The following is a 23,162-nucleotide window of genomic DNA, read 5'->3' as shown; positions in this document are numbered from 1 at the left end:
GATGCCGGGGCCACGATTGGGCACGCCGGGAAAGGTCTGCTCAGCAGCCGTGGGCTATGCGACCCGGAATCCAAGCGGTCCGGTGAGCGAGGCGACGCAGGTCAGAGGCGGTCGACATCCGACTTCGCTCCCTTCCGGCGGCTCAGGATTCGGTAGGCTCAAAATTACGTCGCGGAAAGCCATCGGTCAAGCGGATTCACGGAGACCGGTGGCAGCCGGGGCGAGCGCCTTCCGCGCCGCGAACTTCTTGTACAGGAAGAAGTATGCCTTCACATACTGTCCGACGAGGACCGCGTTGATGATGGTGCCTTCGCGAATGAAATGCGGCGCGCCGAGAAACATCAGCCCGATGCCCGCCGAAAGGGCAAGCAAGGTGCAGTCGAATACCGTCTTGATGTTTCCCCACTTCCGGCCGGTCTTCTGCTGGATGGTGTTGACGAACAGATCGATGGGCATCAGCACCAGATTGGCGCGGATCATCAGGAAGAGGCCGAATGCCAGCATCGCGTCGGCGACGAACAGCAGCACCAGATCGGCCAGGTACGGCTCGACCTCGATCCATTCGGTGAGCATCAGGTTGAAGTCGAGCAAGAAGGCCAGGACCAGCGCCGGGATCATGGAAAGCAGGTTGCTCGCCCTGAATGCCCTCGGCCTGACCAGGAAGGTCAGGATGAGCATGATGACCTCGAGTATGAGGTTGAAAGTGCCCTGGCTGAGCGGGGGTAGCACCAGCGTCATCGTGCGGGTGAGGCTGCTCTGCGGGGAGATGCCGATCCCCGCCCGGATGGCCAGGCTGAGGCCAAGTGTCAGGATATAGATTCCGGCAACGTAGGTGATCCAGCGCCGCACCTTGTTTCCGGTGTCGACGACTCCTGCGTCTTTGTCGTGCTGCATGACGGTCGCATCTCTGTCGCGGTAGCGGGGAAGTCCCGGGGTTATTTCATGAATCCGAAGCGGTCGAGGGAGATGAACAGCGTCAAGAGTTTGTTGACCACCGGCTCGCCCTCGTTGTGATTGCCCAGCGCCGTCAAGGCGTCGTCGATCGAGCGGGTCGCCTCGACGAGCTCGGCGAGGTCCATGTCGGCCATGACGCCATAGAAGTCCAGCGGCAGAACGGCTTTCACCCGCCGGTCCGCCGTCACGACACAGCCGCCGACGAGACCGTCGAGCTGCTCGAGGTTGTCGCACATCTCGGCGCTGTCGGTGCCGACGACCACGAAGTAGGCCGATGGCGCGGGCCAGAAAGTGGAGACTGCGCCGCGGTCGATCGAGACGCCCTTGAACAGGCCGTTGACTATGTGCCGCGCACCGTCGGCGTAGCGCTGCACGATGGAGATCCGGTTGAGTCGCGCGCCTTCGTGTTCGGGTACGACCGCGCCGTCGCGATACGGCACCCACACCTCCTGCGCGAACTTGAGATGCCCGCGCCCGTACACGTCGAAGAGCAGCACCTTCGCCTGAGTTCCGTTGTCGGACAGCTCTAGTGGGGCGAGATCGAGCTGCTCGGCACGCAGGTCGCCGAGGCCGGGTTTCGGTTTCTTGGCCAGGACCGAGTAGTCGATGCGGACCGGGGCGAGCAGCTTGCGGTCCTTCGCGACGAGTTCGCCGCCCTTGAACACGTAGCGGGGGTTGATTTCGGCGAGGCTGTCGGTCAGGACGATGTCGGCGAATCGTCCCGGGCTCAGTGAGCCCAGGTCGCGGTCCTTGTGGAACGAGCGCGCGGCGTAGAGCGTGCCCATCTTGATGGCTTTGATCGGCGGCATGCCCATCTCGACCGCCAAGGACACGACCCAGTCGATGTGGCCCTGCCGCAGCACTCGGTCCACCGAGATGTTGTCGGCGCAGAGCGCGAAGTTCTCGGCAGGCCAACGGCGCTTCACGATGGCGCGCAACATGGTTCGAATGACCTCGGGGCTACCGACGCCGAACTTGATCTGAGTGTTCAGGCCATAGCGGATGCTTTTCTCGATGTCGTCTTCGTTCCAGACGTCGTGGTTGTTGTCGACGCCGATCGCGGGCATGTAGTTGAGCAGCATGTCCGTCAGGGACGTGACACCCCAGTGGCAGTTCACGAATCCCGCGTTCGCCCGGCCGAGCGCTGACTTACGGAAATCGTCGGCGTTGCCGGTCATGTAGGACAGGTGGGCCAGCTCTCCCAATCCGATGACCGGGTCCATCGCCAGCATCGCCTCCGTGACTTCGGGCGAGGTCTTCTTACCCGGTGCGAAGGCGTAGAGCCGGTAGGGGAGCTTGTCGTGGTCGGCGAACAGCGCGCGAGCGGCGTCGACTGCTTCCGCGCCCGCCGCGCTGGCGAAGTCGAGGGTCTCCCCGAACACCGTCGTCGTTCCGCTGGGCACGATGGCTTCGCCGAACGCCGCCGGGTGCGCGAGTTGGGATTCGAAGTGCAGATGGGCATCGATCAGGCCCGGGATGGCGTAAAGGCCCTCGCCGTCGAAGGTTTCGCGGACCCGCACGATCGATTCGTCCGGGTTCAGTGCGATGATGCGCTGCCCGTGGACCAGCAGCGATCCGGGATAGACGGTTTCGCTGTGCACATCGAGGATGTTGAGGTTGCGCAGCAGCAGGTCGGCTTCCCGCTCGCCCTCCAGGATGCCGAAGATCGTCCGTACGTGATCGTCCTGGGCGGCCACGTCTGTGCGTGGCGTGTCGGTCGTCGAATCTTGTTGGAGCACTGCGGTCCTCACGTCGATGTTCATGTACTTGCGGGGTGAAGGCGGCCGCTGCGCGGCCCCATCGCCTGGTACTGATAGAACGCGATCGGCACCGTTGCTGACAAGCATCCGTTTTCGCACGACGTGTACTCTTTTTTCGCACACATTGCTCAGGAGGTGCGGTGCTCCACTCGCGATTGCTGCAGTACATCGACGAGGTGGCCCGGCTCGGGTCCATCCGTGCGGCCGGAGCCCGGTTGCATGTCGCGCCATCGGCGATCAACCGGCAGATCCTGCTCCTCGAAGCCGAGCTCGACCAACCACTGTTCGAGCGGTTGCCTCGCGGTATGCGCCCGACCCCGGCCGGCGAAGCGTTGCTCGCGCATATACGGCGGACGCTTCAGCAATACCGCGAGACGATCGCGGACATCCGCGATCTGCACGCGCTCGGCAGCGGCGAAGTCGTGATCGCCACGATGACCGGCCTGGCCAGCAGCGTCGTCGCCACGGCAGCGACGCTCTTCCGCGCCCGCCATCCGCAGGTCCGGATATCGATCCGCACCATGACGACGCTGGAAATCCTGCGGGCGGTCGAGAACAGCGAGGCCGATCTGGGTCTCGGCTTCAATGTTCCGGCATCGACGCAGATCGAGGTCTGCTGGCAGACGAACACCCGCCTGGGAGTCGTTGTCTCCCCGCGACACCCGCTCGCCCACATGGACACGATCCCGCTGGCTCAATGCACGCCGTATCCGCTGATCTTCGCCGACCGCTCCATGGTGATTCACGGCATCGTCGCCGAGGCCTTCGCCAATGCCGATCTCGACATCGAGCCGGCGTTCCACACCAATTCGATCGAGACGATGAAACGGCTGGCCACCTCGGGGGAGGCTATCGCCTTCCTCAGCGAGTTCGACGTCGCGGACGAGTTGCGCGACGGCCGCTTGGCCTTCCGCAAGGTTCGCGACGCTTTCAGCGACAACATCGTCTCTCTCGTGCGCCGGGCCAAGCATGGCCACGGCCTGGCCGGTTTCCTACTCGCCGAGGAGATCGTGAACGTGTTGCAGCCCGATCGAATCTGATGCCCGTGTTGGCCGGTCGGGCTGGGAGGTTGCTGTGCTTCGTACCTCAGATATCGCGATAGTTCGCTGCCGCGTCATCGATGGTGCGGAGAATTCGATCGACAGGGACGGGCTGGTGCCGGGTGGTGTAGTCAGTGGTCGGCTGCGGTAGCAGCACCAGCCGGTCGACCCCGAGCGCCGCGTATTGCGCGACGATATCGCGATTCACGGGGCCAGCCGGTGTCACTGTGATCTCCAGCTGCCCCAGCGGGGCCGGTCGCTGATATTCCCGGGCCGCCGCCTGCAGGTTCTGGATGTGCGTGCGGGTTTGGTCCGGATCCAACCCGAAGCCGTACCAGCCGTTGGCCAGCGTGACCGCGCGGCGGTCGGCCACGCGACCGCCGGCGGCGACGACGATCGGTGGGCCTGGCTGCTGCAGTGGTCTCGGATGCGTATTGATTCCGGAGAAGCTGACATAGGGCCCGCGGTATGCGGGCTGAGGCATGCTCCACAGGGCGCGCATGGCGCCGATGTAATCGTCGGTGCGTGCCGCTCGTTCCGACATGGCTACGCCGACGGCGGCGAACTCAGCGCGAACATAGCCGACACCTACACCGACTATCAATCTTCCCTGTGCCACCTGGTCGAGGCTGGCCAATTCCTTCGCCAGTACTACTGGGTTTCGTAACGGCAGAACGATGATGCCACTGGCGATTTTGACCGTAGTCGTATGCGCTGCAACAACAGTCAACCCGACGACGGTATCCAGCAGCGGCAGCGTCGGAGCTAACGAGAATCCTTCGGGAGACGGATCCGGCAACACCAGATGTTCTGCACTCCATAAGGACTCGAACCCGGCCGCCTCAGCGTGTTGCGCCACGCGAACGGCCGTGCGGGGTTCGGCACACGATCCGTAGTTGATCGCAAACAGGCCCAGCTTCATGACCTTCTCACCTACTCATTCCGGCACAAGGCACGGAATGGAATCTAGGGCCGCCGCAGCGATGCGGCCAGCGAGAGTCTCGCATATCTGATATGAGTACTGCGCATGCCTGATTTCACAGTGCCCGGCTTACGGGTAATCCGCGAGGCGGTGCGCGCGGGCTCGTTCTCGGCAGTAGCCGAGAGGTTGGGATACACGCAGTCGGCGATCTCGCGCCAGGTCTCGCTGATGGAACAGGCCGCCGGTCGGCGGCTGTTCGAGCGTCATGCCCGCGGGGTACGGCCGACCGAAGCCGGCCGAATCGTGGCGCGGCACGCCGAATCCGTGCTCGAAGCACTGGACAGGGCAAAGAGCGAACTACATGACCTGAGTTCGCATGCTCCGGCGCGGATCCGGCTCGGTGCCTTTTCGACCGCCACTGCCGCGCTCGTTCCCCGCGCCATAACTATTGCTGAACAACATAATCCGCTACTCGTCGTGCAGCTCCGCGAAGGAACGAGCCCGCAACTGCTGACCGCGTTGACCCGTCGCCGCATCGATCTGGCCGTCCTGTCCGGAGAATTCGACAGTCCGGACGGAGTCGAGGTGACTCCGCTCGTGCAGGACGCGCTGTATCTGGCCGTGCACCGAGGCCATCGACTGGCTCGTCAGGCCAGCGTCTCGATCTCGGCGCTGCGTGACGAACGGTGGATCGTCGGCAGCGAAGAATCCGCTACCTCGTTGCTCGGCGCCTGGAACAGTGCCCCCTGGCAGCCGCTCGTCACCCACGTCGCCCGCGATTGGGTTACCAAGTGGGGATTGGTCGCCGCCGGGCTTGGCATCACCCTGGTGCCGGGACTGGCCATCGCCGCGCTCCCCGCGACCATCTCGGTCGTCGGCATCGACGATCCCACCGCCTCACGTCGGACAGTCCTGGCCCATGCCCCCGACGTCGACGTCAGTCACCGACTCCTTCGCGAGGCACTCCTGGACGCGAGCGCGCAACTGAACGTCGAACTGCGGGACCGTCTGAAGACCTGACGGTCATCGCTGGTCACACTCGCCTCGCTCATTCCTCGTTGAGGCTTCTCGTCGGCCCGGCGATGCTTGGTTAGCCGGAGAGGTCCAAGGCGCGTTCTATCGCGCGGCGGGTGCGGCCCACGGCCGCCAAGTCGTGCTGGAGTTGCATGGCTGCGTTCAATGCCAGTCCGGCGGCGATGATTTCGAACAGTGCCTGGTCGGTGTCGAAGTCGGCGGGGAGTTCGCCGTTTTCCACCGCTGTGGTCAGGTCCGCCCGCAGCTGTTCTCGCCAGCGCGACCACACCTCGGCGACCGCGTCGCGGACCCGGCCGGGGCGGCCGTCGTATTCGGTGAGCGCCGCGGTCATCAGGCATCCGCCGGGCAGCAGGGGGGTTTCCAGGTAGTCCACGGAGTTGGCGCATACCGCGCGCAGCCGCCGCAGGCCCGGCGGCTCGGCCAGTGCGGGCTCGACTACCCGGTGCCAGAAGTCCACGAATGCTTTGTCCAGGGTGGAGATCTGCAGGGTCTCTTTGGTGCCGAAGTGCTTGTGCACGCCGGACTTGCTCATCTCCAGCTCCTCGGCGAGCCTGCCGATGGTGATGCCATCGAGGCCTTCCGCGGAGGCGATCTCGGCGGCACGGCCGAGGATCCGGCCTCTGGTGGCCTGTGCTTCGACCGCTGAGCGTCGTGGTGACATATATCGAAGGTAGCGTACGTGCGTTCGCTATTGGCCTGGTGAACGATTGCGCCGCCCATCGGTCCTCGGGTCAGCGCGTGAGGGGGACAGCGATCCGGCCGGGGAACCGCGGGTTCTCCGCTTCGTCGAGCATCGCGGCGGCAACGGTGTCCCGGCTCACCATGATGCGGAAGATGCTCTTGGGGGAGGCATCGAGCCCGACGGTGCGCCGGTCCGGGCTGATCGGTTTGTTCGACAGGGGTCCGGCGTGGAAGACCGTTCCGCCGGCTTGGGTGACCACGGCGTCCGACTCGACCTTGTCGGCGATCTCCGCTCCGAGTCCTTTGAGGACCAGCCGGTTGAGCGCGCTTGCCGCCGCGGCCGAGGGGCCCGTGCCGTAAGCGCCCAGCCAGATGACGTGGGCGCCCGACGCCACCGCCGACCGGGCGCCCGCGGTCAGCACGCCCGGCTTCGTCCCCTTGGGCACACCCAGTCCGGACAGCACCAGTTCACTGCCTTCGAGCGCCGAGACGATCTCGTCGGTGTGGAACACGTCCGCGGCGATCTTGGTCAGCCCCGGGGCGTCGGCAACGGTGATCCGGTCCGGATTGCGGGCGATGGCCGTGACGATGTGGCCGCGTTCGAGTGCCTGCCGGGTGAGGGAGAGTCCGGTCGGGCCGGATGCGGCGAGAACGGTGAGGTACATGAATCTACTCCTGTGGGTCGAGCAGGCGCACTGTGAAGGTGCGCCTGCCTCCTGCGTGATCTGCCGAGCCGGATTTCAGCTGAGGATGTTCAGCGGTTCCGGGGCATCAGGGGCATCGACCGGATCGAGGTAGAAGCGGACCGCCGCGGCGCGGCCGTTCTCGACCCGGATGATGACTGTGCCGCGGATGGTCTCGACGACCCCGTCGGCCCGCGTGCCGATCATCTCCCACTCCGTCCACACCCGGTCACCGTCCACCACTGAGTCGATGACCCGGGCGTCCAGGCCGTTCGAATACCGGGCGAAGATCATTGTGTAGTTCGCGCGAACCCGGTCGGCACCGCGGAAGGAGCGATCGGGGTGCACCGGCACCACGCAGTCGAAGTCGTCGATGTAATTGGCCACCAGCTTTTCGATGTCGCGATCGGACATCGCCGCGGCCATTCGAAACGGAACGGCGCGCACGTCGTCGGTCGATGCACTCACTTTCTCGCCTGCCTTGTCCGCAGACCCCGCGGCGATCGCGTAGAGCTCAGGGTTGCCCGCGAAAGGGGCTTTGCGCACGACGCGGATGCGCCTGAGCCGCCATTCGTTATCGATCCGCTGCAGGTCGACGTGCCAGAAAGCGCGCACGACGAGCCAGTCGACCTCGTCGGTGGGAACGTGGTGGTAGGCCACCACGAAACTCCGGTAGGTAGCGTGGTCGCCCGCGAGCTCGACGATGACGTTGGAGGTCGAATGGTGGGTACTGTGGAACCCTTCCAGCACCGCCCGGCTGGCGACCACGAAATCATCGGCACTCAATTCTTGCGCCGGCCCGCCCAAGTGCTCGGAAACGTCCAGCGTGACGGTGTCGGCGACGGTCGCACGCAAACCGTCCCAGTCCCTGAGATCCTGTGACCAGGCGAAACGGGCCACGGTCTCGGTGACAGCGACCCGGTCGGCGAGGTGGTTGACGTCAATCATGAAATTCCTTCATCGAGAACACGATCGGTAGACATCGAGAGCGGAGCGGCGTGTCAGCACAGATTCGCGTGCGCTGTCTCCGCCTTTCCCGGTAGTGATTCTTTCGGGTTTCGGCGGTCGTAGCAGGGGCCAGGATGTCCCCTTCCCGGTCGATGCCGTTGGTATTCTTCGGTCATGTCGGACGCGAGCACTTTGGGCACGGTGTTGCGGGAGCGCCGTGAACGCACCCGGCCCGAAGAGGTAGGGGTCGTCGGTCACGGCCGCAGGCGCACGGGCGGCCTGCGCCGCGAAGAGCTCGCCGAATTGGCCGGCGTGTCGACCGACCATCTGAAACGCATGGAGCAGGGTCGTCGGCATCCCTCGCCCGGCGTGTTGAACGCCTTGGCCCGAGCTCTCCGGATGAGCAGGGCGGAGTACGAGCACCTGTGCACGCTGGCCGGTTACGCGCCGGTGGAAGGGCAGGTGCCACGGCAGCTCAGTAATAGCGCGCGCCGGCTCGTGGACCGGATCGAGAGCACGCCGGTGTGCGTGCTCGACGCCACGTGGACGGCACTCGGCTGGAACCGGGCTTGGGAGGCGCTGGCCTGCGGGGCGCCCTCGCTGCACCCGCGCGAGGGCAACATCGCGTGGCGGGTGTTCGTCGGCCAGGACCACAGGGTGACGCGGTCGCCAGATGACAACGCCCGCTTCCGGCGCCTGCTGGTGGCCGAGCTGCGTGCGGCCTCGACCCGCTACCCCGCGGACGAAGGCCTGGCGTCGTTGACCGCGGACCTCCGGCGCGCCAGCGCCGAGTTCGCCGAGCTCTGGGCGAGCACGCCCACCGCCGGGCTGCACGACAGCCGGATGCTGCTGCCGCACGAGGATCTGGGGCAGATCGCACTGGACTGCGACACCATTCATATTCCCGACGGCGACCTGCGGGCGGTGGTGTTCACCGCAGACCCGGGCTCGGCCGACGGCAGCTGAACGCTGGTCTGCCTGCCCGGGCTTGGCAGAGGCTGTCGGTTGGGAAGCTGAACTACCTCGTCACAGGCCGGCTCGCTCGAATGCCAGGGTTGGCAGGTCGACCGCGTGCGCACCGCCGTCGGCGACCAGCACCGCTCCGGTGATGTATGAGGACTCCGGCGATCCGAGGAACTTCACGATCGCCGCGATTTCTGCCGGGTCGGCCGGGCGGCGCAGCGGAATCTCCGCGGTGGCGCGCTGGTAGGCCTCCTCCCGCCCACCGGACAACTCGGCTGTCGCCGCGAGCTGGTCCATCATGCCGTCGCCCATCGGGGTGCGCACCCACCCGGGGCAGACCGCGTTCGCCCGCACGCCGCTGGGGCCGTAGTCGCGGGCGATCGAGCGGGTCAGCCCGATCAGCGCGTGCTTGGCCACGGTGTAGCCCGCCACGTTGGGCCCGGCGAACAATCCGGCCAGCGAGGACACGATCACCACCTGTCCCTCGGACTCGACCAGCGAGGGCAGCGCGGCTCTGCAGCTGACGAAGGCGCTGGACAGGTTGGAGCGCAGCGCCAATTCCCACTCCTGGTCATCTGTTCCGGTCACCGAGGACAGCCCATGTCCGCCCGCATTGGCGACCAGCACGTCCAACCGTCCGAACCGATCGAGGATCTCCGCGACCGCGCGCTGCGCGTCGGCCGGCTCGCTCGCGTCACAGACGATCGGGTGCGCGCCGGTCTCGGCGGCGACTTTCGCCAGCTGTTCACGGCGCCGACCCAGCACGAACACAGTGGCCCCGTCGCTCGCGTACCGGCCGGCCACTGCCGCACCGATCCCGGTACCGCCACCGGTGATCGCGACAACCCTGTTCTCCATGGTCAACCTCTCATCGTTCGGAGCCCGCACCCCTTTACCCGCGATGGTTGCCGAGAAATTTGGCGTACGGTCGTTCGTTAAAATAATAGAGCACGAGCGTACGCTATTCGTTGTCGGCTGTCAGCACGGCGCCCACTGTTCCGGGCGTTGTGAGCCCGTGGACCTGGCGCGGCGGCTGTCGGAGCGCCCTACCGAGTCGCTGCCACCTGAGCTGCCACACCGCCGGCCCGATCAGGCGCCTGGATCCGCAGCGCTCGCAGCTCTGGATGGCGCGCCGCGCTGCCGCCAATCGATGGCATCGCCGTCATCGGCCATGCCTGTGGAAGATGAGGAAATCGCACGGGGTGGCGAACAGCTGCACCGTCCGCGCGCGCCCCGATCAACGCAGAGGTGCCCGGCGAAATCGACCAGGGCCCAGCCGATTCCGGTGCCGCGCTGCTCGGGCGCGCACACCGGCATGCCGAATCGTTCGTACCGTCGGGTGACGACCGGCGTCGATCGTGGCGGGAACGCGTCAGAGTTGGGTGGGCTCGGTTGCGGAGAGATCCTGCAGGCCGATGACATCGGCCAGGGCGAGTCGCTGGGCGTCGTCGCTGCCCGGTTCGGCGGTGAACAGGGCCACGCGCAGGTCGCCGCTGTGGATGGTCAAGATGTCGTAGTCCAACTGGATCGGCCCGACCTGTGGGTGCACGACCATCGCCTGATGGACCGTTTGCATGGTCGGGGAGGCGGCGTCCCAGGCTTGGACGAACGAGCTGCTCACCGAGCGTAGTTCGGCGAGCAGTTCGGGCAGGTGCGGGTCGGCGGGGTAGCGGATGGCGGCAGTACGCAGGTCGGCTACCAGGGAAGCGCGGAAGCGCTCGTTCTCGGCGGGGTCGGTGACGCAGTTGTTCAATCCGGTGAACTCGCGCCAGACCAGGTTGCGTTCGAAGCCGCGTTGAGTGCCCGGGTCGTAGAACAATGTGGCCCAGGAAGAATTCGCGGCAAGCTGTGTCCACGCCGCGGTGAAGACGCCCACCGGACCATTATCGAGCCGGTCGAGCAGCCGCCGCGCGCCAGGGCCGAGATGGGTCGGCACGCAGCCTTCACCAGCCGGTGCGTAGCCGGCCAGCGTGCACAAGCGCTCGTACTCGGGACGCGACAACCTCAAGGCGCGGCTCAGTGCATCGAGAACCGCGATCGAGGGGCGTGCCCTACCCTGTTCGAGCCGCTTGATGTAATCGGGCGACACCCCGGCCAGTCCGCCCAGCTCTTCACGGCGCAGCCCCGGAGTTCGCCGCCCGTTGGTGGATCCGGAAATCCCCACCAGCGCAGGCGGCACCCGCTCTCGCCACTCCCGCAGCACGCGCCCGACTTCGCTGTGTGGTGCATTCACATGATCGAAGATAATCAAGAATGGGTCGCCAGCCTGGCCCAATCAGTACCAGGCTGGCGACCCGTCGATGCTCCTGTTCCTGTCCAGGGCGCATAGAGCACGCGCGAGGTGGCGGCGTATTCGGCATGGCTGCCACCGAATATGCGCTCGCAGAGCGGCTTTCGCGCGTGGTGGCAGACGGTGGTCTCGCCGAGGGAGCCGGCACCCGAGCGTCGGCCCGGTTCATGACGGTGCTCAGCGAAGGCTTCGCGGTGCACGCCGCGGCCGGCGCCGAGCGCGACGATCTGCAAGCTGTGGCGACATCACACAGCGGTCGGTCGCGTCGCTCTGCACGGCTGGTCGGTATTCGCGGGCAGCGCTCGACCGTGCGGTCATGTTCTGTAGCAATCGTGCGGAATATTGCCGCGTTCGCCCTTAACTGATGCGCTGTGGCAGTGGGAATCCGAGTGCTTCGGCGGCTTCGGTGGGTGTCGGCTGCGCCCAGCGGGACAGGTATGTTTCGTTGCTGGTCAGTGAGCGGGTGAGTGCTTTGTCGATATAGATCGTGCCGACGAGGTGATCGGTTTCGTGCTGGAAGATGCGGGCGGGCCAGCCGGTGATTCGTTCGACCTGACGGACGCCGTCGAGATCGTCGTATTCGGCATGGACAGTTTCCGGCCGGGGTACTACGGCCTGGTATCCGGGCATGCTGAGACAGCCCTCGTAGAAGGCGACTGAATCCTTCTCTGCGGTATACAGCGGGTTGATGATCGTGTAGTCGGGCACCGGAATTCGTTTTCTCGCCGCCGCGACGTCCTCGGGGATTTCGGCGGTGTCGCCGATGACGGCGATACGCAACGGGATTCCGATCTGGGGCGCGGCCAATCCGACGCCGTGCGTGGCGTGCATGGTCGCCAGCATGAGTTCGCTCAGTTCTTTCAGCAGCGCTGTGTCGATCTGGCCGGTCACCGGTTCGGCGGGCCGCCGAAGCACCGGATCACCCATCGAGGTCAAGGGGGCGATGGTGCCTCGATATTTGTCCAGCAGTTCGACAACCATGTCGGTGACGTTCATAGTGACCTTTCCATACGTGGACTTCGGTTGTGCCGGAACATGTTTGCCGCCGGGCGGGATTCTGTCGTCCGGACGGCGTCGGGGGTGAACCCGCGCACTCCTGACCGCGGCGGATCTGGCTCGCAGCGTGGAGTCGTGCAATGCACGAGACGCGGAGTCAGCGTCGATCTCGGCCAAACCGTCGATCATGGTTCGGCGCGGCGGGTTTCAGCGCCGCGGCCTCGGATTGCGTCTCAGGACAATGGATCCGGGTATTCCTCTCGGTGCAGGCATGACCTGCTGCCCCGCTCGCGGAGTACGCGCCCGAGATTGCCCTGTACCGCACACCCGACGACCGTAGATCAAGAACGCGCAGTCAGCCTGGCCCTGAAACGCCCAGGCTAATTGCCTGTTCCGCGTGGTAGAACCGACGATATGGTTACTGGATTTCGCTTCGGTATAAACATGGCTTTCCCGGGTTCGCGTTCGGAGTGGGTGGACAAGGTTCGTCGTGCCGAGGCGCTCGGTTACGACGTCGTGGCGGTGGCCGACCATCTCGGCTTGTCGGCTCCGTTTCCGAGTTTGTCGCTCGCGGCGGAGGTGACCGAGCGAATTACGCTGGGTACCTTGGTGTTGAATACGCCGTTCTACAATCCGACGCTGCTGGCCCGGGATGTTGCCGCGCTGGATCGGTTCAGCGGCGGCAGGCTGGAATTGGGGCTCGGCGCGGGATACACGAAGGAAGAATTCGACGCGACCGGGATACCGATGCCGGGTCCGGGCGCGCGCGTCGCGCAGGTCGAGCAGACCGTGCTCACCATGCGCAAGTTGTACGCCGACGCGAATTACCAGCCCGCGCCGACCCGCCCGGAAGGGCCGCGGGTGTTGATCGGTGGATCGGGAAACCGCTTGCTGCGCATGGCCACTCAGCACGCCGACGTGATCGCGCTGCCCGGTGCGGTGGGGTTGGAGAACGGCGTGGTGGACGTGATGACCGCGGACGAGGTCGGCGAACGCTCCGACTACCTGCGCCGCTTGCTCGGCGAGCGCAGCGACCAGGTGGAACTCAGCCTGCATATTTACGCGGTAGCCGGCCCCGCCGAACGCGACAGTGTGGGTGATATGGCGCGTCAATTGATGCCCGGTTTCACCGACGAACGCATCCGGCAGTCACCCTGCATTCTGGTCGGCACGCCGCAGCAAATGGCCGACAGCCTCCGTGAATACCGGTATCGGTACGGGATCACCTATTTCACGACAATCGAGCCTTTCATGGATGCCTTCGCTCCGGTGATCGAAATTCTGAAGTAGCCGCACGAGCACAGTGCGGCGTGCTGTGTCGGTTGACGGCCGGAGACCGGTTCGGGTAGGCATTTCGACCGGCCGCCGATACTGACGTCTAGTCAGCACTCAGTACGTGAAGGTCGCGCATCGCACGTGCTCGTCTCCGACCCATTCCAATACCGACCGGGTCAGACCAGGCGGCGCGCACAGGTGGAAGCGTCGCCGCCCGGCGGTGCCTGCGGACCGGACGTCGGCCTGCTCGATCCGTCGTGTGTGGACCCGCGCGCCGAGCTTGCGCAGTTCCGCGATCTCCGGCTCCGTTCCGGCGGCGGCGCGGGTGACGAACAGGTCGGTCACGGCTGCCACCTCGTCGATTGCTCCCAGGACCTCGATCGCGAGCGGCAGGTCGTCGGCCCGCACGCTCCAAAGGAGCTTCAGTCGTTGGCTTTTCGCGGCGGCGGACGCCGATTGCGCCTGCGCCATGAGCGGCGTGATTCCCACTCCGGCAGCGACGACGACGTCATCGTCATCGTCGCTGCCGAACTCGATCTCGTCGCCGGTCCCGAAGCCCAGCACGGCGACGTCGACCGACCGGCCCGGATGCCACCGTTTGAGGAAGGCCGTCACCGGCCCCTGCGCACGGACGGTGATGTCGAACTCGGTGCCGTCCAGCACCCCCGATCGGTCCTCGGGCTGTGCGACGGGCAGGCTCGAGATGGTGAACGACCTGATGTGGTCGTCGTTGAGCGATCGCGGATCATGGTCGCGCATGTGCGACCAGCCGCGATCGAGGTGGGCGGAGAAATCCAGGGTGATGTGCTGCCCCGCGCGCCACGGTGTCAGCTTTGCGAACGCGGCTCGCGCGGATTCGGTCGACGGATCGGGGCCGAGCCGGAAGGTATACCGCGAGATGGTCGGCGAGATGGTCGATCGCCGGAGCAGCGTCGCCGTAGCGACGGCCAGCGGCTTCCCGTCGGGATCGGTCGTCCCGATGGCGGGCGGACCGTCGATTTCCTGGGCCAACCGGTGGGCCGGCGGGTTGTAGGGCGACGGATCCAGCAGTGTGCCGCGGAACGGCAACCCGTCCCGCACGAGCCGGGCCGCGTCGATGTGTACGCGGACGGCAAGTTTGCTGTGCGGCAGCAGCGCCGCGGCGTCCGCGCCGACGAGGACGTCCGCGCGTCCGCTGAGGTACAGCACGGCACCGGTTTCGACATCGGGAAAGGTCACGCCGACCGCGGGGTCGGCCCGCAGGTTGCCCAGAGTCTGGAAGAGCCGGTTCCCGGAGTACTCGGGATAGACGAGTGTGACGCCGTTGGCCGAGTTGGCCAGGACCCGCACGAACCCGGGTGACCCGCCGCGGACGTTGGTGTCCATGCTTGCCGTGCCGTGGCGGCTGGAGATGGCGAACAGGTCGGATCTGCCGATGAGGTCGATCGCCTCGGGAACGAGCGGGATTTGCTCGCTGACCAGCGTCGGTGACGAGTCGTGGGGCCGAACCGCCTTCCGGTTCAGATACTTCGGGCAGTTGCCCAGCGATTCCTCGACGGCGACGGCCAACTGCACGCCGGCCTGCGGCTCGGTCGCCACGACGCCGCCGCCCAGCACCCGGCCCGAGATCTTGACCCGCGACCGGGTCTCCAGATCGATCGCCAGCCCGCCGACCAGCTTCCCGTCGCCTGGGTGCCGGGCGATTCCGCCGTCGCGCAGATCGTGCCCGGCGAACAACGCTTCCAGCACCGGATCGAAGCCCAGCAGTGGCTCACGCGAGCGGGCGTTTACGCCGAGGACACCGGCCGCGACGGGCCGGACGACCCCGGCGTCACCACCGAGCACGGTGGTCCAGACGCGGTCGTGCTCGTCGACCGTGCCCAGCGCGAGGAGCGGGCTCTGGGCCATCCAGATCCCGTATGACGTCGGCAGACCGGGGATCGTGGGGTTGTCGCCGTGCGCTACCCGTAGGAGCCGGTGCATCGTCTCCTCACCTGAATGCCACGTCGTATGCACTGGATTCGTGGACATCGTCGCCTCCTATCGGGCTGTCTTCTGGATTACCTGCTGGGCCTCCGGTGCGCGGAGCCCGTCGATGCTGTCGTGGCGCGGGCGCTGCAGGGCCAGCACGACCGCGGCGAGCACAGCGAACACGCTGCCCGTCCACATGGCCACCGCCGGATCGTCGCCGAATGCGCCGATCGTGGCCGCGCTGACAGCCGTGCCGACGGTGATCCCCAGCGTGATGATCGACGTGTGGACGGTGCTGACGAGGGCCCCGCTGCCACCGACCTCCACGACCCGCGTGACCAGCGGCGGATTCATCGTGACACCGGCGAGGCCGACGGCGAGCACCATGACCAGGACCACCGGCTGCGCAGCACTGGCGACCGCGATCACGGCCAGCGAGACGGCGAGCAGGGCGTGGCCGAACCGCAGGACGCCGACGGCGTGCCGGTCGGCCAGCTTCCCGACGGCCAGGTTCCCCACCAGCGCGCAGACGCCGTATGCGAGCAGGATCAGCGTCGTCGCCGACGAGCTGAATCCGGCGCTCTGCTCCAGGAGCGGGGTGAAGTAGGAGAAGGCCGCGTACGCGGCGCCGATCGTCAGAAAGCTGACCAGGTAGCGCGACCACAGGCGGGGGAGGCGGAGGTTGCGAATGTCCTGGGCGGCGTCGTCGGCCGTCGCCGCCGCGCGCGGCGGCAGGGCGAGCAGGCTCACGACGAAGACGACGATAGCGGCGGCGCCGAGAACATAGAACGTGGCCTGCCAGCTCCACCGGTCGGCGATGAAGTGCGACACCGGAAGCCCGACGACGGTGCCGACCATGATGCCGCTCAGCACGATCGAGACGGCCTCGCCGATCGTGTCCTGGCTCCGGGCGAGCCTGGTGGCGTAGGCGATCGACAGGCCGACGGCCGCTCCGGCGAGACATCCGGTCAAGAGCCGCATCAACGCCACCCACCAGTACTCGTGCACGAGGGGGACGAGCAGTTCGGGGATCGCGTACGCCGCGACCACGGTGAGCAGTGCCCGCTTCGGCGGCCGGTGCCGCAGGACGAAGGCGATGGCCGGGCCGCCGATCGCCATGCCCAGCGCGAAGATCGAGACGAGCATCCCGATCATGCCCGTGTCGACTCCCAGGTCGTGTGCCATCACCGGCATCATCGCCGGGATCTGCAGCTCGCTCGACACCACGATGAGCATGGTCAGCATCAGCAGGTACAGGTGTCTCGTCATCGGCGCTCTATCCCTATCGTCGGACTAAATTTGTATTTGAAAGTACAAAAATGAAGGACGCAAAAGCACCGTTCAGGTGCCTGCGCGCAAAGAATCGAGGTGTAGATCGGCCACCCGGCGGAGCTCGGCGGCCCCGGAGCCGGACTGTGCGAGGACGCGCAGCCCTGAGATGGCCGAGGAGATCATGAGTGCCGCGTCGCGCTCTGCGACGTCCTTGCGGAGGGTGCCGTCCAACTGGCCGGCCCGCACGGCGCCGGCCAGCAGTGTGAGTTGAACGTCCGCGTAGCGGTCGAGGAGACGCTGCACGCGCGGGTCCTTGGCGCCGAGATCGGGTGCCATCCGCGACGCCACGATCATGCAGCCCGCGGCGTGGCCGTCCCGCTCGGCGGCACGTTCCTCGGCGAGGGTGAGATCGAAAAGGGCGGCGAGGCGTCCGGCTCCCGGCAGTCGCTGATCGGTCAGGACGACCTCCTGCTGCTCGAGGGCGACGCCGGTGTGTCGCTCCAGCGCGCGGACGAACAGCTCGTTCTTCGAAGTGAACGTGTTGTACAAGCTGCTCCGCCGCACCCCGGCCGCCTCACACAGCTGCTCGGTCGAGGTGTCGGCGAACCCGTGTACGCGGAACCGCCCGGCGACCGCGTCGAGGACGGCCGCTTCGTCGAACCCTCGTGGTCTGCCGGCGCTCATGACGACCACACTACCTATTTTGTACTTCGAAATACAAATTAGGCGTCGGAAGGGGCAGGCGGCGATGTAGTTGGCGCCGCGTACGCGCCCGCTGATCACCTCGACGCGGAGGTCCCACCCGGCAGGGGAGTCGCAGTGAAGATGTTGTCGGGGTCGTAGCGGTTCTTGACCGCGAGGAGGCGGGCGTTGTGGGTGCCGTAGGCGTGCGCGGCCTGCTGTTCGTCGTCGGGGCCGAGGAGGTTGGGGTAGCCGCCGGGCAGTGAGTGCTGGGCAAGCATGGTGCCGGCTTTCCTGGGCCAGCGGACGGACAGGGGGTCCTCGTCCGGCGCGCCGAATTCGATGAGTTCGATCATGAGGTGGTCTCGGCGCAGCCCGAAGGCGCTGCTGTCCAAGGAGATTCGGGTGGCAGCTCCGTGGAAGTGGTGGATGTTGATGAATGTCGACGGGGAGGTGCGTGCGTCGTAGGTCGCGAGCAGCGCCGACACGACATCGGGGGTGAAGCCTGCGACATTGCGGGTGCGGATCGAGTAGCGGGCTCCGTCTGGGAACGCGCCGTCGAACTCGCGCAGTTTCGCGAGCGGTGATTTCGAACCGACCGCGGCGGTCAGTGGCGATCCGAGCGTGGCGAATCCGCTGAGCGCGGCCGCGCCGTCGGCGGGAGCTCCCGACCAGGTCGGAGCGACCGTGATCATCGGGGTGCCGTCGGGATCCGCGACGAAGGCAATCACCGAGGTGAGCGCGTCGGAAGCGTGTTCGAGGAGCTCACCGTAACCGCGCAGTACCTGCTCGGCCTGTTCCCACGGGAACGCGAACGACCCGGCGAGCACCTCGGTCAGCGGATGCAGGGCCACCTCGGCCGAGGTGACCACGCCGAAGTTGCCGCCCCCACCGCGCAGCGCCCACAACAATTCGGGATCCGCACCGTCGCCATGGCCCGCGCGCACGACGCGTCCGTCGGCGAGCACGACTTCGGCGGCCAGCAGGTTGTCGGCGGCGAGACCGAAGCGCCCGATGAGCGGACCGTAGCCTCCACCGAGGGACAACCCGAGCATGCCCACCGCGCCGACCGTTCCGGTCGCCGCGGCCAGTCCGTGGCGGTCCGCTTCCTCCGCGACGTCGGCGGAGGTGGCGCCCCCGGCGACGGTGGCGATGTTGTTGCGTACCGAGACGTGCCGCATTCGACCGAGGTCGACGACCAGGCCGCCGGGCCGGATCGCGCGCCCCGCCCAGTCGTGTCCGCCGCCGCGGACGGACAGGGCCAGCCCGCTTTCGCGCGCGGCGCGGACCGCGTGCTGCACGTCTGCGGTGGTTTCGCAGCGCACGATCAGCGCTGGGCGGTGGGTTACCGCGCCGTTCCAGACGGTAGCCGCGGCGTCGAGATCAGGTCCTGCGGTGATTACGCGATGCGGGTCGACCGCTGGAGTGAGTGTTTCGAGCGCAGTGGTTGTGCGGTCGAAGTCGATCGGTGTAGCCATGATTATCCTTTCAGCGCCATAAAGGCACTCGGAAGAAACGGAACGAGAAAGTTTTTCAGCGGGATCAATTGCCCGAGAAGGAAATAGGGCGGCTGCGATTGCGGCGCGCGCAGGGAACGATTCTGTAAGCCGATCGGGTCGACCAGAATGAGTCCGTTGGGCGACCTACCCGCCGGAGAACAGGGAGCGTCGCGGGGCACTGAAGGAGCTCGAAGCCCGCGTTGTCAGCGAGGATCAGCGATGCGGTCGCTCACACCGATGCGCTTACTCGAGGCCAGGTTCCGCGTTAGGGCGCGAACCGTACTCTGGTTGTAATGCATTGCGGCCCTGAGGCATTTGCGGCAGGCAGTGGCCACATTGCGGTGCAGACACTGATGAGAACAGCGTCACGTGGCCCGTGCCGCCCAACCTGGACGGGCGACCCTTGCTCTCTCCACTCCCGGAACACACGTCCGGGATCGCTCTGTACTGCACTCACATGGCGACGGTAGATCAAGAACGAACGGTCAGCCTGGGCGAAAAAGGCCCAGGCTGACCGCATGCGTACGCGGTACATTCGGATCGCAACGTCCTGGAGCCGCAGCTTCCGCGCTCGCGGCAAAGAGCTACTCGTAATCGGAGCGAGTCGGCTCTGCGACCGCCCGCTCGGGGGTGCACCCTCAGAAAGGCAGAAAGACCGCAGTCGCTTCGGCGGAGAGCATGTCGGAGCGCGGCGCGTCTTCATCGGTTTGCGCTAGATGCAGCAGGCCGAGAATGGCCGCGTAGGCGATCCGCGCCCGGTGTGCCGCACGGTCCGGCGGCAGGCCGAGCTCGCGGTAGGTGCGCGTCATCAGTTCCAGCCGAGCGTTGTTCACTTGGCGGACCGCGTCCCGGACCCGGGGATCGTTGCGGTCGCCGAGCAGACTCAGGTGTACCGACGGCGCCAGCGGCCGGACGGCTTGCACGACGGTCGTGAGCAGCTCACGTAGCCGCTGTGCCGGATCGGCGATGGCGGCGTATTCGGCCAGCCCGCCGTCGCCGTGACTGCGCACCCACTCCGCGAGTGCGGCTTCGATCAGCTCGTCTCGGTTCCGGTAGTGCGCGTAGAAACTGCCTTTGGTCACGCCGAGGGTCCGCGCCAGCGGTTCGACCGCGACCGCGGCCAGCCCGCCGTCCGCGATCGCCTTCAGCGCGGCCAGCGCCCAGTCCCGGGCAGACAGCCGGGTCGACTCGTTGCCCACGATGAAGAGGATACGCCAGCGTATTGACGGCTCCGCACGGACGGGATACGGTGGCGTATCCATACGTACCCGTATCCATACGCTGTCGTATTGAGGAGTGACCTGATGAAGCACATGAAGGTTCGGCGAGTCGTCACCGGACACGACCGTGACGGCAAGTCCCGCGTGATCGACGACCGCGACGTCGAAGCCATCACCACCGCACTGATGCCCGGCTTCGCCGCCTACCGGCTCTGGGGCCGGGACGAGCGCCCCACGTTCCCCGACGACGGCTCGCCGCGCCTCGCCGAGGCGTGGTACCCACCCCGGGACGGATCGCGTTTCATGATCAACACGATCCCGCCCGGCGAGCCCACCGCACCCGCCGACCTCGACATGACCTCGGCCTTGGCGGTGCTGGAACGGCAGATGCCAGGCGCGATGGCGGTCCAGGAGCCCGACAGCGCCGGAATGCACACCACCGACAGCATCGACTATGTGCTGGTCGTCTCGGGCGAGGTCACGCTGGAACTCGATGACGGTGACCATCGACTGCTGCACGCCGGTGACGTCGTCATCCAGAACGGCACCCGGCATGCCTGGCGCAACCACGGCACCGAGCCCTGCGTGATCGTCGGCGTCGCCATCGGCGCAGACCGCGCCGTCAGCGCTTCGACGCGATTGCGGCAGGAACCGCTGCCCTGATGAGACCGGTGTCGCCATGGAGGCATCTTCGAGCCGATTGGGAGCACTTGGGTGCGCTGAAGCCTCATTGGACGCGGATTGTGGGTCCGGTTCCGGGCCGGTAGGCGTTCATTGCTGAGGCGCTGCTGCATCCGGGCAGGGTGTCGTCGAGGCTGCCTTGGATGATCGCGCCGAGTTTGTCCGGGGAGATCGTGTCGGAGCGTTGGATGCCGAAGGTGATGAAGTTGACGGCGGGTTTCTGCCCGGCGGCCAGTTTCCGGTTGGCTGCTTCTTCGTCGAGTGTTTGGACGCGGAAGCATACTGCGGTCACTGTCCAGGCTGCGGCGTCGTCGGGAATCGGTGTGAGAGTTCGTGACGGTCCGCTGCCGAGATCGACCACCCATACGTCGCCGAGATGATCGTCGAGCACCGACCGGGGGTAGACGATTTTGTTTAGGGCGTTCTGCAGGGTCTGGCCGCGCAGGTCGGTTTTGGTGAGTTCGAAGATCGGCTGGCTGCGTTCGACGAACACTTTCGGTGGTGGTGCCGGCTTGAACCAGTAGTAGCCCAGGCCGGCAGCGATTACGACCATGACCGCGGCGACCGCGGCGATGCGGTAGCGCTTGCGGCGCGGCGGGGGATCGGTGGTGTGGGTCATCGCGACTCCTGGGCTCGATGAGGATCGGGGATCGAAGTCATCTGCGCTGGACATAGTCAGTTTCCTCCCGCCGGACGCGGGATGCTCGGTGGGGGTGGGGCCGGCATGATTCCCGGTGGGGGTGCGGGGAATCCGTTCGGTGCGCCGGTCGGTCCGACGAGGTAGGTGCTGCCTTCGGGGAACAATGCCTGCTTCTGTTCGGTGGACACGTATTGCCCGGTGCCGGCGTCATAGCGTTGTACCTCGTAGAGCACCTGGGTGTAGGTCGGATACGCAGACATCGTCTCGCCGGCTTTCATCGGTATCGATGGTGCTCTCCCGCCGGTTTCGCCGATAGTGAGTGATTCGGTATCGGCGACCGACTGCGACACCTGCCCACTGGCTTTCAACGCTCCGATGGTGGCGTCGACGCCGAGTTGCCCGGTTGTGGTGACAGTGCGTGAAATCGTCGTGGACCTGCTGACCGTGCAGGAAATGCCGTCACTTGCCGCCGAGCACGTGTCGTAGGGAGTGGTGCCGGGTGGCGTGTAGTTCGGGTTGGTCTTGTGTACCACGACCTTGTAGTCATATTTGTTGTGACAGCCCTGGCTGAACGACCATTCTCGTTCTTCGCCGCAGCGGGAGGCAGGCCGCATCGGAAGCTGATCACGGATCGACGGCGCCGAGGCACCGGGGTTCGCCGGTGGTGGCGCGAGGGCGGGTGGAAGTGGTGCCGGTGCGGGCGCACCGGGATCCGGGACGGTTGTCCGATCCGGCGGGGTCCTCGCCGCGTCCGGAGCGGGTTCGCGGCTCGCCGGCTGCGGTGGGCGGGCACCGCTGGGCGCGGGCGGCTGCGGTTCACCTGGTACAGGAACGATCGGCGTGCCGTTGCCGGGAGCCAGCACAGGCGGTGTGAGGGCGCCGGCCTGGCCTCCCGCACCGCCGGTGTTACCGGAAGGCGCACCTGGCAACACCGGGGTCGGTAACGCAGGCGTTGTCGCCGGTGGCCCTGGCGGAGGACCCGGAGGTGGTTTGGGGACCGGGATACACGGCCAGCCCGGGTGCATCTGCTGCCACTGCTCACAGGGGATATCGGGTTGGGCGGTCGCGGTGGTGTCGAACACGGTTGTCATGGCGGCCGCGAGCAGCGCAGCGGTCAGTGCGGCGGCCACGGGGAACCCTCGTCTGCTCGAACGCTTACCGCCCATTGATCTGGAACCATTGGTCTTGTCGACCGAGAGCCGCCAGCCGCTGTCGGTATCGACGGTGCGATGCTTGTCCGCTACCGGATCTGCCGCCGCCATCCCGCTGCCACTCCACATCAAGCCACTGGCCAGCAAACCGGCGGCGGCGGCATGGCGGGCGCGGTTCACCACCGAAAAAACTGATGTCATGGCCCCTCTTCCCGGTACGAGTCTCACCGTTGCGGTACCGGTGAATACTTCTCGCAAACAGGACACCGCATCAGCAAACTGTCAGCAACTTTTACCTGCCGGTTCCCAGCTCCCGTGATCGGCGGTTCATCTGCAGTTCACCCTCCGCATCCCGGTGGGAAGGCCCGGACCCGATCCATCGCGGTTGATGTGTGAACCGCGCCACGGTGGAGCTGTGACCATCGATCGGAGCGGGCGTGTGCGGATGGATCATTGAATCGCCGGATCCCGGCCTGGCCGGGCCGAGGGTGGATCCGCCAGGCGATTCGGTGTCAGTTGAC

22 protein-coding genes are annotated in these 23,162 nt (G+C 66.4%); 6 read left to right on the top strand and 16 right to left on the bottom strand.

Translation table 11 applies throughout. The features are described from left to right. Window positions 1–186: 186 nt before the first annotated feature. The gene (locus F3087_RS11285; RefSeq protein WP_263407205.1) at window positions 187–849 is read right to left on the bottom strand and encodes a YczE/YyaS/YitT family protein; all 663 of its coding nucleotides are present in this window, start codon (window positions 847–849) and stop codon (window positions 187–189) included. Window positions 850–935: 86 nt separating this feature from the next. Next, window positions 936–2,693: an adenine deaminase C-terminal domain-containing protein gene (locus tag F3087_RS11280; protein WP_223884993.1), complete on the bottom strand. Its 1,758-nt coding sequence runs from the start codon at window positions 2,691–2,693 to the stop codon at window positions 936–938. A gap of 161 nt (window positions 2,694–2,854) precedes the next feature. Here F3087_RS11280 and F3087_RS11275 point away from each other — a divergent pair, with 161 nt between their 5' ends. Next, window positions 2,855–3,754: a LysR family transcriptional regulator gene (locus F3087_RS11275; RefSeq protein WP_150401766.1), complete on the top strand. Its 900-nt coding sequence runs from the start codon at window positions 2,855–2,857 to the stop codon at window positions 3,752–3,754. A gap of 46 nt (window positions 3,755–3,800) precedes the next feature. Here the strand turns inward: F3087_RS11275 and F3087_RS11270 are convergent, their stop codons facing one another. Next, on the bottom strand, window positions 3,801–4,676 hold the full coding sequence (locus F3087_RS11270) for a TIGR03619 family F420-dependent LLM class oxidoreductase (protein WP_150401765.1): 876 nt from the start codon (window positions 4,674–4,676) through the stop codon (window positions 3,801–3,803). Window positions 4,677–4,781: 105 nt separating this feature from the next. On the opposite strand from F3087_RS11270, the gene F3087_RS11265 reads away from it, so the two are divergent. Next, a complete protein-coding gene (locus F3087_RS11265; protein WP_150401764.1) occupies window positions 4,782–5,696 on the top strand; it encodes a LysR family transcriptional regulator in 915 nt (304 codons plus the stop codon). Window positions 5,697–5,766: 70 nt separating this feature from the next. Here F3087_RS11265 and F3087_RS11260 read toward each other — a convergent pair whose 3' ends face one another. From F3087_RS11260 to F3087_RS11250, 3 genes are all read right to left on the bottom strand, one after another. Then, on the bottom strand, window positions 5,767–6,372 hold the full coding sequence (locus F3087_RS11260) for a TetR/AcrR family transcriptional regulator (RefSeq protein ID WP_150401763.1): 606 nt from the start codon (window positions 6,370–6,372) through the stop codon (window positions 5,767–5,769). Window positions 6,373–6,442: 70 nt separating this feature from the next. Beyond that, window positions 6,443–7,057, bottom strand: coding sequence for an NAD(P)-dependent oxidoreductase (locus tag F3087_RS11255; RefSeq protein WP_150401762.1), 615 nt, complete (start codon window positions 7,055–7,057; stop codon window positions 6,443–6,445). Window positions 7,058–7,132: 75 nt separating this feature from the next. Continuing rightward, window positions 7,133–8,023: a nuclear transport factor 2 family protein gene (locus tag F3087_RS11250; RefSeq protein ID WP_150401761.1), complete on the bottom strand. Its 891-nt coding sequence runs from the start codon at window positions 8,021–8,023 to the stop codon at window positions 7,133–7,135. 174 nt (window positions 8,024–8,197) lie between these two features. Between F3087_RS11250 and F3087_RS11245 the strand changes: the two genes are divergently transcribed. Then, window positions 8,198–8,989 (top strand): helix-turn-helix domain-containing protein, encoded by a 792-nt coding sequence (locus F3087_RS11245; RefSeq protein WP_150401760.1) that lies wholly within the window; start codon window positions 8,198–8,200, stop codon window positions 8,987–8,989. A 60-nt stretch (window positions 8,990–9,049) separates the two neighbouring features. Here the strand turns inward: F3087_RS11245 and F3087_RS11240 are convergent, their stop codons facing one another. After that, complete coding sequence (locus F3087_RS11240) at window positions 9,050–9,844, bottom strand: SDR family NAD(P)-dependent oxidoreductase (protein ID WP_150401759.1); 795 nt, start codon at window positions 9,842–9,844, stop codon at window positions 9,050–9,052. Window positions 9,845–10,358: 514 nt separating this feature from the next. Continuing rightward, window positions 10,359–11,219, bottom strand: a complete 861-nt coding sequence (locus tag F3087_RS11235) for a helix-turn-helix domain-containing protein (RefSeq protein ID WP_223884992.1) — start codon at window positions 11,217–11,219, stop codon at window positions 10,359–10,361. 125 nt (window positions 11,220–11,344) lie between these two features. Here F3087_RS11235 and F3087_RS11230 point away from each other — a divergent pair, with 125 nt between their 5' ends. Then, window positions 11,345–11,641, top strand: coding sequence for a hypothetical protein (locus F3087_RS11230; protein ID WP_150401758.1), 297 nt, complete (start codon window positions 11,345–11,347; stop codon window positions 11,639–11,641). On the opposite strand, the gene F3087_RS11225 is transcribed toward F3087_RS11230, so the two are convergent. Next, the gene (locus F3087_RS11225) at window positions 11,634–12,272 is read right to left on the bottom strand and encodes a peptide deformylase (RefSeq protein ID WP_150401757.1); all 639 of its coding nucleotides are present in this window, start codon (window positions 12,270–12,272) and stop codon (window positions 11,634–11,636) included. The two genes, F3087_RS11230 and F3087_RS11225, sit on opposite strands and share 8 nt — an antisense overlap. 414 nt (window positions 12,273–12,686) lie before the next feature. On the opposite strand from F3087_RS11225, the gene F3087_RS11220 reads away from it, so the two are divergent. Then, a complete protein-coding gene (locus F3087_RS11220) occupies window positions 12,687–13,562 on the top strand; it encodes a TIGR03621 family F420-dependent LLM class oxidoreductase (RefSeq protein WP_150401756.1) in 876 nt (291 codons plus the stop codon). Between the two features lie 99 nt (window positions 13,563–13,661). Here F3087_RS11220 and F3087_RS11215 read toward each other — a convergent pair whose 3' ends face one another. The 5 genes from F3087_RS11215 to F3087_RS11195 form a co-directional block, all read right to left on the bottom strand. After that, window positions 13,662–15,557, bottom strand: coding sequence for a pyridoxamine 5'-phosphate oxidase family protein (locus F3087_RS11215; protein WP_150401755.1), 1,896 nt, complete (start codon window positions 15,555–15,557; stop codon window positions 13,662–13,664). A 9-nt stretch (window positions 15,558–15,566) separates the two neighbouring features. Beyond that, the gene (locus F3087_RS11210) at window positions 15,567–16,766 is read right to left on the bottom strand and encodes an MFS transporter (protein WP_150401754.1); all 1,200 of its coding nucleotides are present in this window, start codon (window positions 16,764–16,766) and stop codon (window positions 15,567–15,569) included. Window positions 16,767–16,838: 72 nt separating this feature from the next. Further along, a complete protein-coding gene (locus F3087_RS11205) occupies window positions 16,839–17,453 on the bottom strand; it encodes a TetR/AcrR family transcriptional regulator (RefSeq protein WP_150401753.1) in 615 nt (204 codons plus the stop codon). A gap of 95 nt (window positions 17,454–17,548) precedes the next feature. Next, window positions 17,549–18,928, bottom strand: a complete 1,380-nt coding sequence (locus tag F3087_RS11200; protein ID WP_150401752.1) for an FAD-binding oxidoreductase — start codon at window positions 18,926–18,928, stop codon at window positions 17,549–17,551. Window positions 18,929–19,587: 659 nt separating this feature from the next. Beyond that, window positions 19,588–20,148, bottom strand: a complete 561-nt coding sequence (locus F3087_RS11195) for a TetR/AcrR family transcriptional regulator (protein WP_150401751.1) — start codon at window positions 20,146–20,148, stop codon at window positions 19,588–19,590. Between the two features lie 105 nt (window positions 20,149–20,253). On the opposite strand from F3087_RS11195, the gene F3087_RS11190 reads away from it, so the two are divergent. Further along, window positions 20,254–20,832, top strand: a complete 579-nt coding sequence (locus F3087_RS11190) for a cupin domain-containing protein (protein WP_223884991.1) — start codon at window positions 20,254–20,256, stop codon at window positions 20,830–20,832. Between the two features lie 64 nt (window positions 20,833–20,896). On the opposite strand, the gene F3087_RS11185 is transcribed toward F3087_RS11190, so the two are convergent. Together F3087_RS11185 and F3087_RS11180 are read right to left on the bottom strand one after the other, a co-directional pair. Further along, window positions 20,897–21,469, bottom strand: coding sequence for a hypothetical protein (locus F3087_RS11185; protein WP_150401750.1), 573 nt, complete (start codon window positions 21,467–21,469; stop codon window positions 20,897–20,899). A gap of 56 nt (window positions 21,470–21,525) precedes the next feature. Continuing rightward, a complete protein-coding gene (locus tag F3087_RS11180; RefSeq protein WP_150401749.1) occupies window positions 21,526–22,842 on the bottom strand; it encodes a hypothetical protein in 1,317 nt (438 codons plus the stop codon). Window positions 22,843–23,162: the final 320 nt, after the last annotated feature.

This window comes from Nocardia colli (genome assembly GCF_008704205.1).
Classification (GTDB): domain Bacteria; phylum Actinomycetota; class Actinomycetes; order Mycobacteriales; family Mycobacteriaceae; genus Nocardia; species Nocardia colli.
The sequence above is the reverse complement of the archived record's forward strand: the minus strand, read 5'-3'. Positions and strand labels throughout refer to the sequence as shown.

What these genes read in the sequence shown, in the direction of transcription:
- F3087_RS11205 (WP_150401753.1), bottom strand. Translation starts at nt 17,453, where the DNA reads ATGAGCGCCGGCAGACCACGAGGGTTCGACGAAGCGGCCGTCCTCGAC.
- F3087_RS11230 (WP_150401758.1), top strand. Translation starts at nt 11,345, where the DNA reads ATGGCTGCCACCGAATATGCGCTCGCAGAGCGGCTTTCGCGCGTGGTG.
- F3087_RS11250 (WP_150401761.1), bottom strand. Translation starts at nt 8,023, where the DNA reads ATGATTGACGTCAACCACCTCGCCGACCGGGTCGCTGTCACCGAGACC.
- F3087_RS11190 (WP_223884991.1), top strand. Translation starts at nt 20,254, where the DNA reads ATGAAGCACATGAAGGTTCGGCGAGTCGTCACCGGACACGACCGTGAC.
- F3087_RS11240 (WP_150401759.1), bottom strand. Translation starts at nt 9,844, where the DNA reads ATGGAGAACAGGGTTGTCGCGATCACCGGTGGCGGTACCGGGATCGGT.
- F3087_RS11185 (WP_150401750.1), bottom strand. Translation starts at nt 21,469, where the DNA reads ATGACCCACACCACCGATCCCCCGCCGCGCCGCAAGCGCTACCGCATC.
- F3087_RS11265 (WP_150401764.1), top strand. Translation starts at nt 4,782, where the DNA reads ATGCCTGATTTCACAGTGCCCGGCTTACGGGTAATCCGCGAGGCGGTG.
- F3087_RS11255 (WP_150401762.1), bottom strand. Translation starts at nt 7,057, where the DNA reads ATGTACCTCACCGTTCTCGCCGCATCCGGCCCGACCGGACTCTCCCTC.
- F3087_RS11270 (WP_150401765.1), bottom strand. Translation starts at nt 4,676, where the DNA reads ATGAAGCTGGGCCTGTTTGCGATCAACTACGGATCGTGTGCCGAACCC.
- F3087_RS11245 (WP_150401760.1), top strand. Translation starts at nt 8,198, where the DNA reads ATGTCGGACGCGAGCACTTTGGGCACGGTGTTGCGGGAGCGCCGTGAA.
- F3087_RS11210 (WP_150401754.1), bottom strand. Translation starts at nt 16,766, where the DNA reads ATGACGAGACACCTGTACCTGCTGATGCTGACCATGCTCATCGTGGTG.
- F3087_RS11200 (WP_150401752.1), bottom strand. Translation starts at nt 18,928, where the DNA reads ATGGCTACACCGATCGACTTCGACCGCACAACCACTGCGCTCGAAACA.
- F3087_RS11215 (WP_150401755.1), bottom strand. Translation starts at nt 15,557, where the DNA reads ATGTCCACGAATCCAGTGCATACGACGTGGCATTCAGGTGAGGAGACG.
- F3087_RS11260 (WP_150401763.1), bottom strand. Translation starts at nt 6,372, where the DNA reads ATGTCACCACGACGCTCAGCGGTCGAAGCACAGGCCACCAGAGGCCGG.
- F3087_RS11180 (WP_150401749.1), bottom strand. Translation starts at nt 22,842, where the DNA reads ATGACATCAGTTTTTTCGGTGGTGAACCGCGCCCGCCATGCCGCCGCC.
- F3087_RS11225 (WP_150401757.1), bottom strand. Translation starts at nt 12,272, where the DNA reads ATGAACGTCACCGACATGGTTGTCGAACTGCTGGACAAATATCGAGGC.
- F3087_RS11220 (WP_150401756.1), top strand. Translation starts at nt 12,687, where the DNA reads ATGGTTACTGGATTTCGCTTCGGTATAAACATGGCTTTCCCGGGTTCG.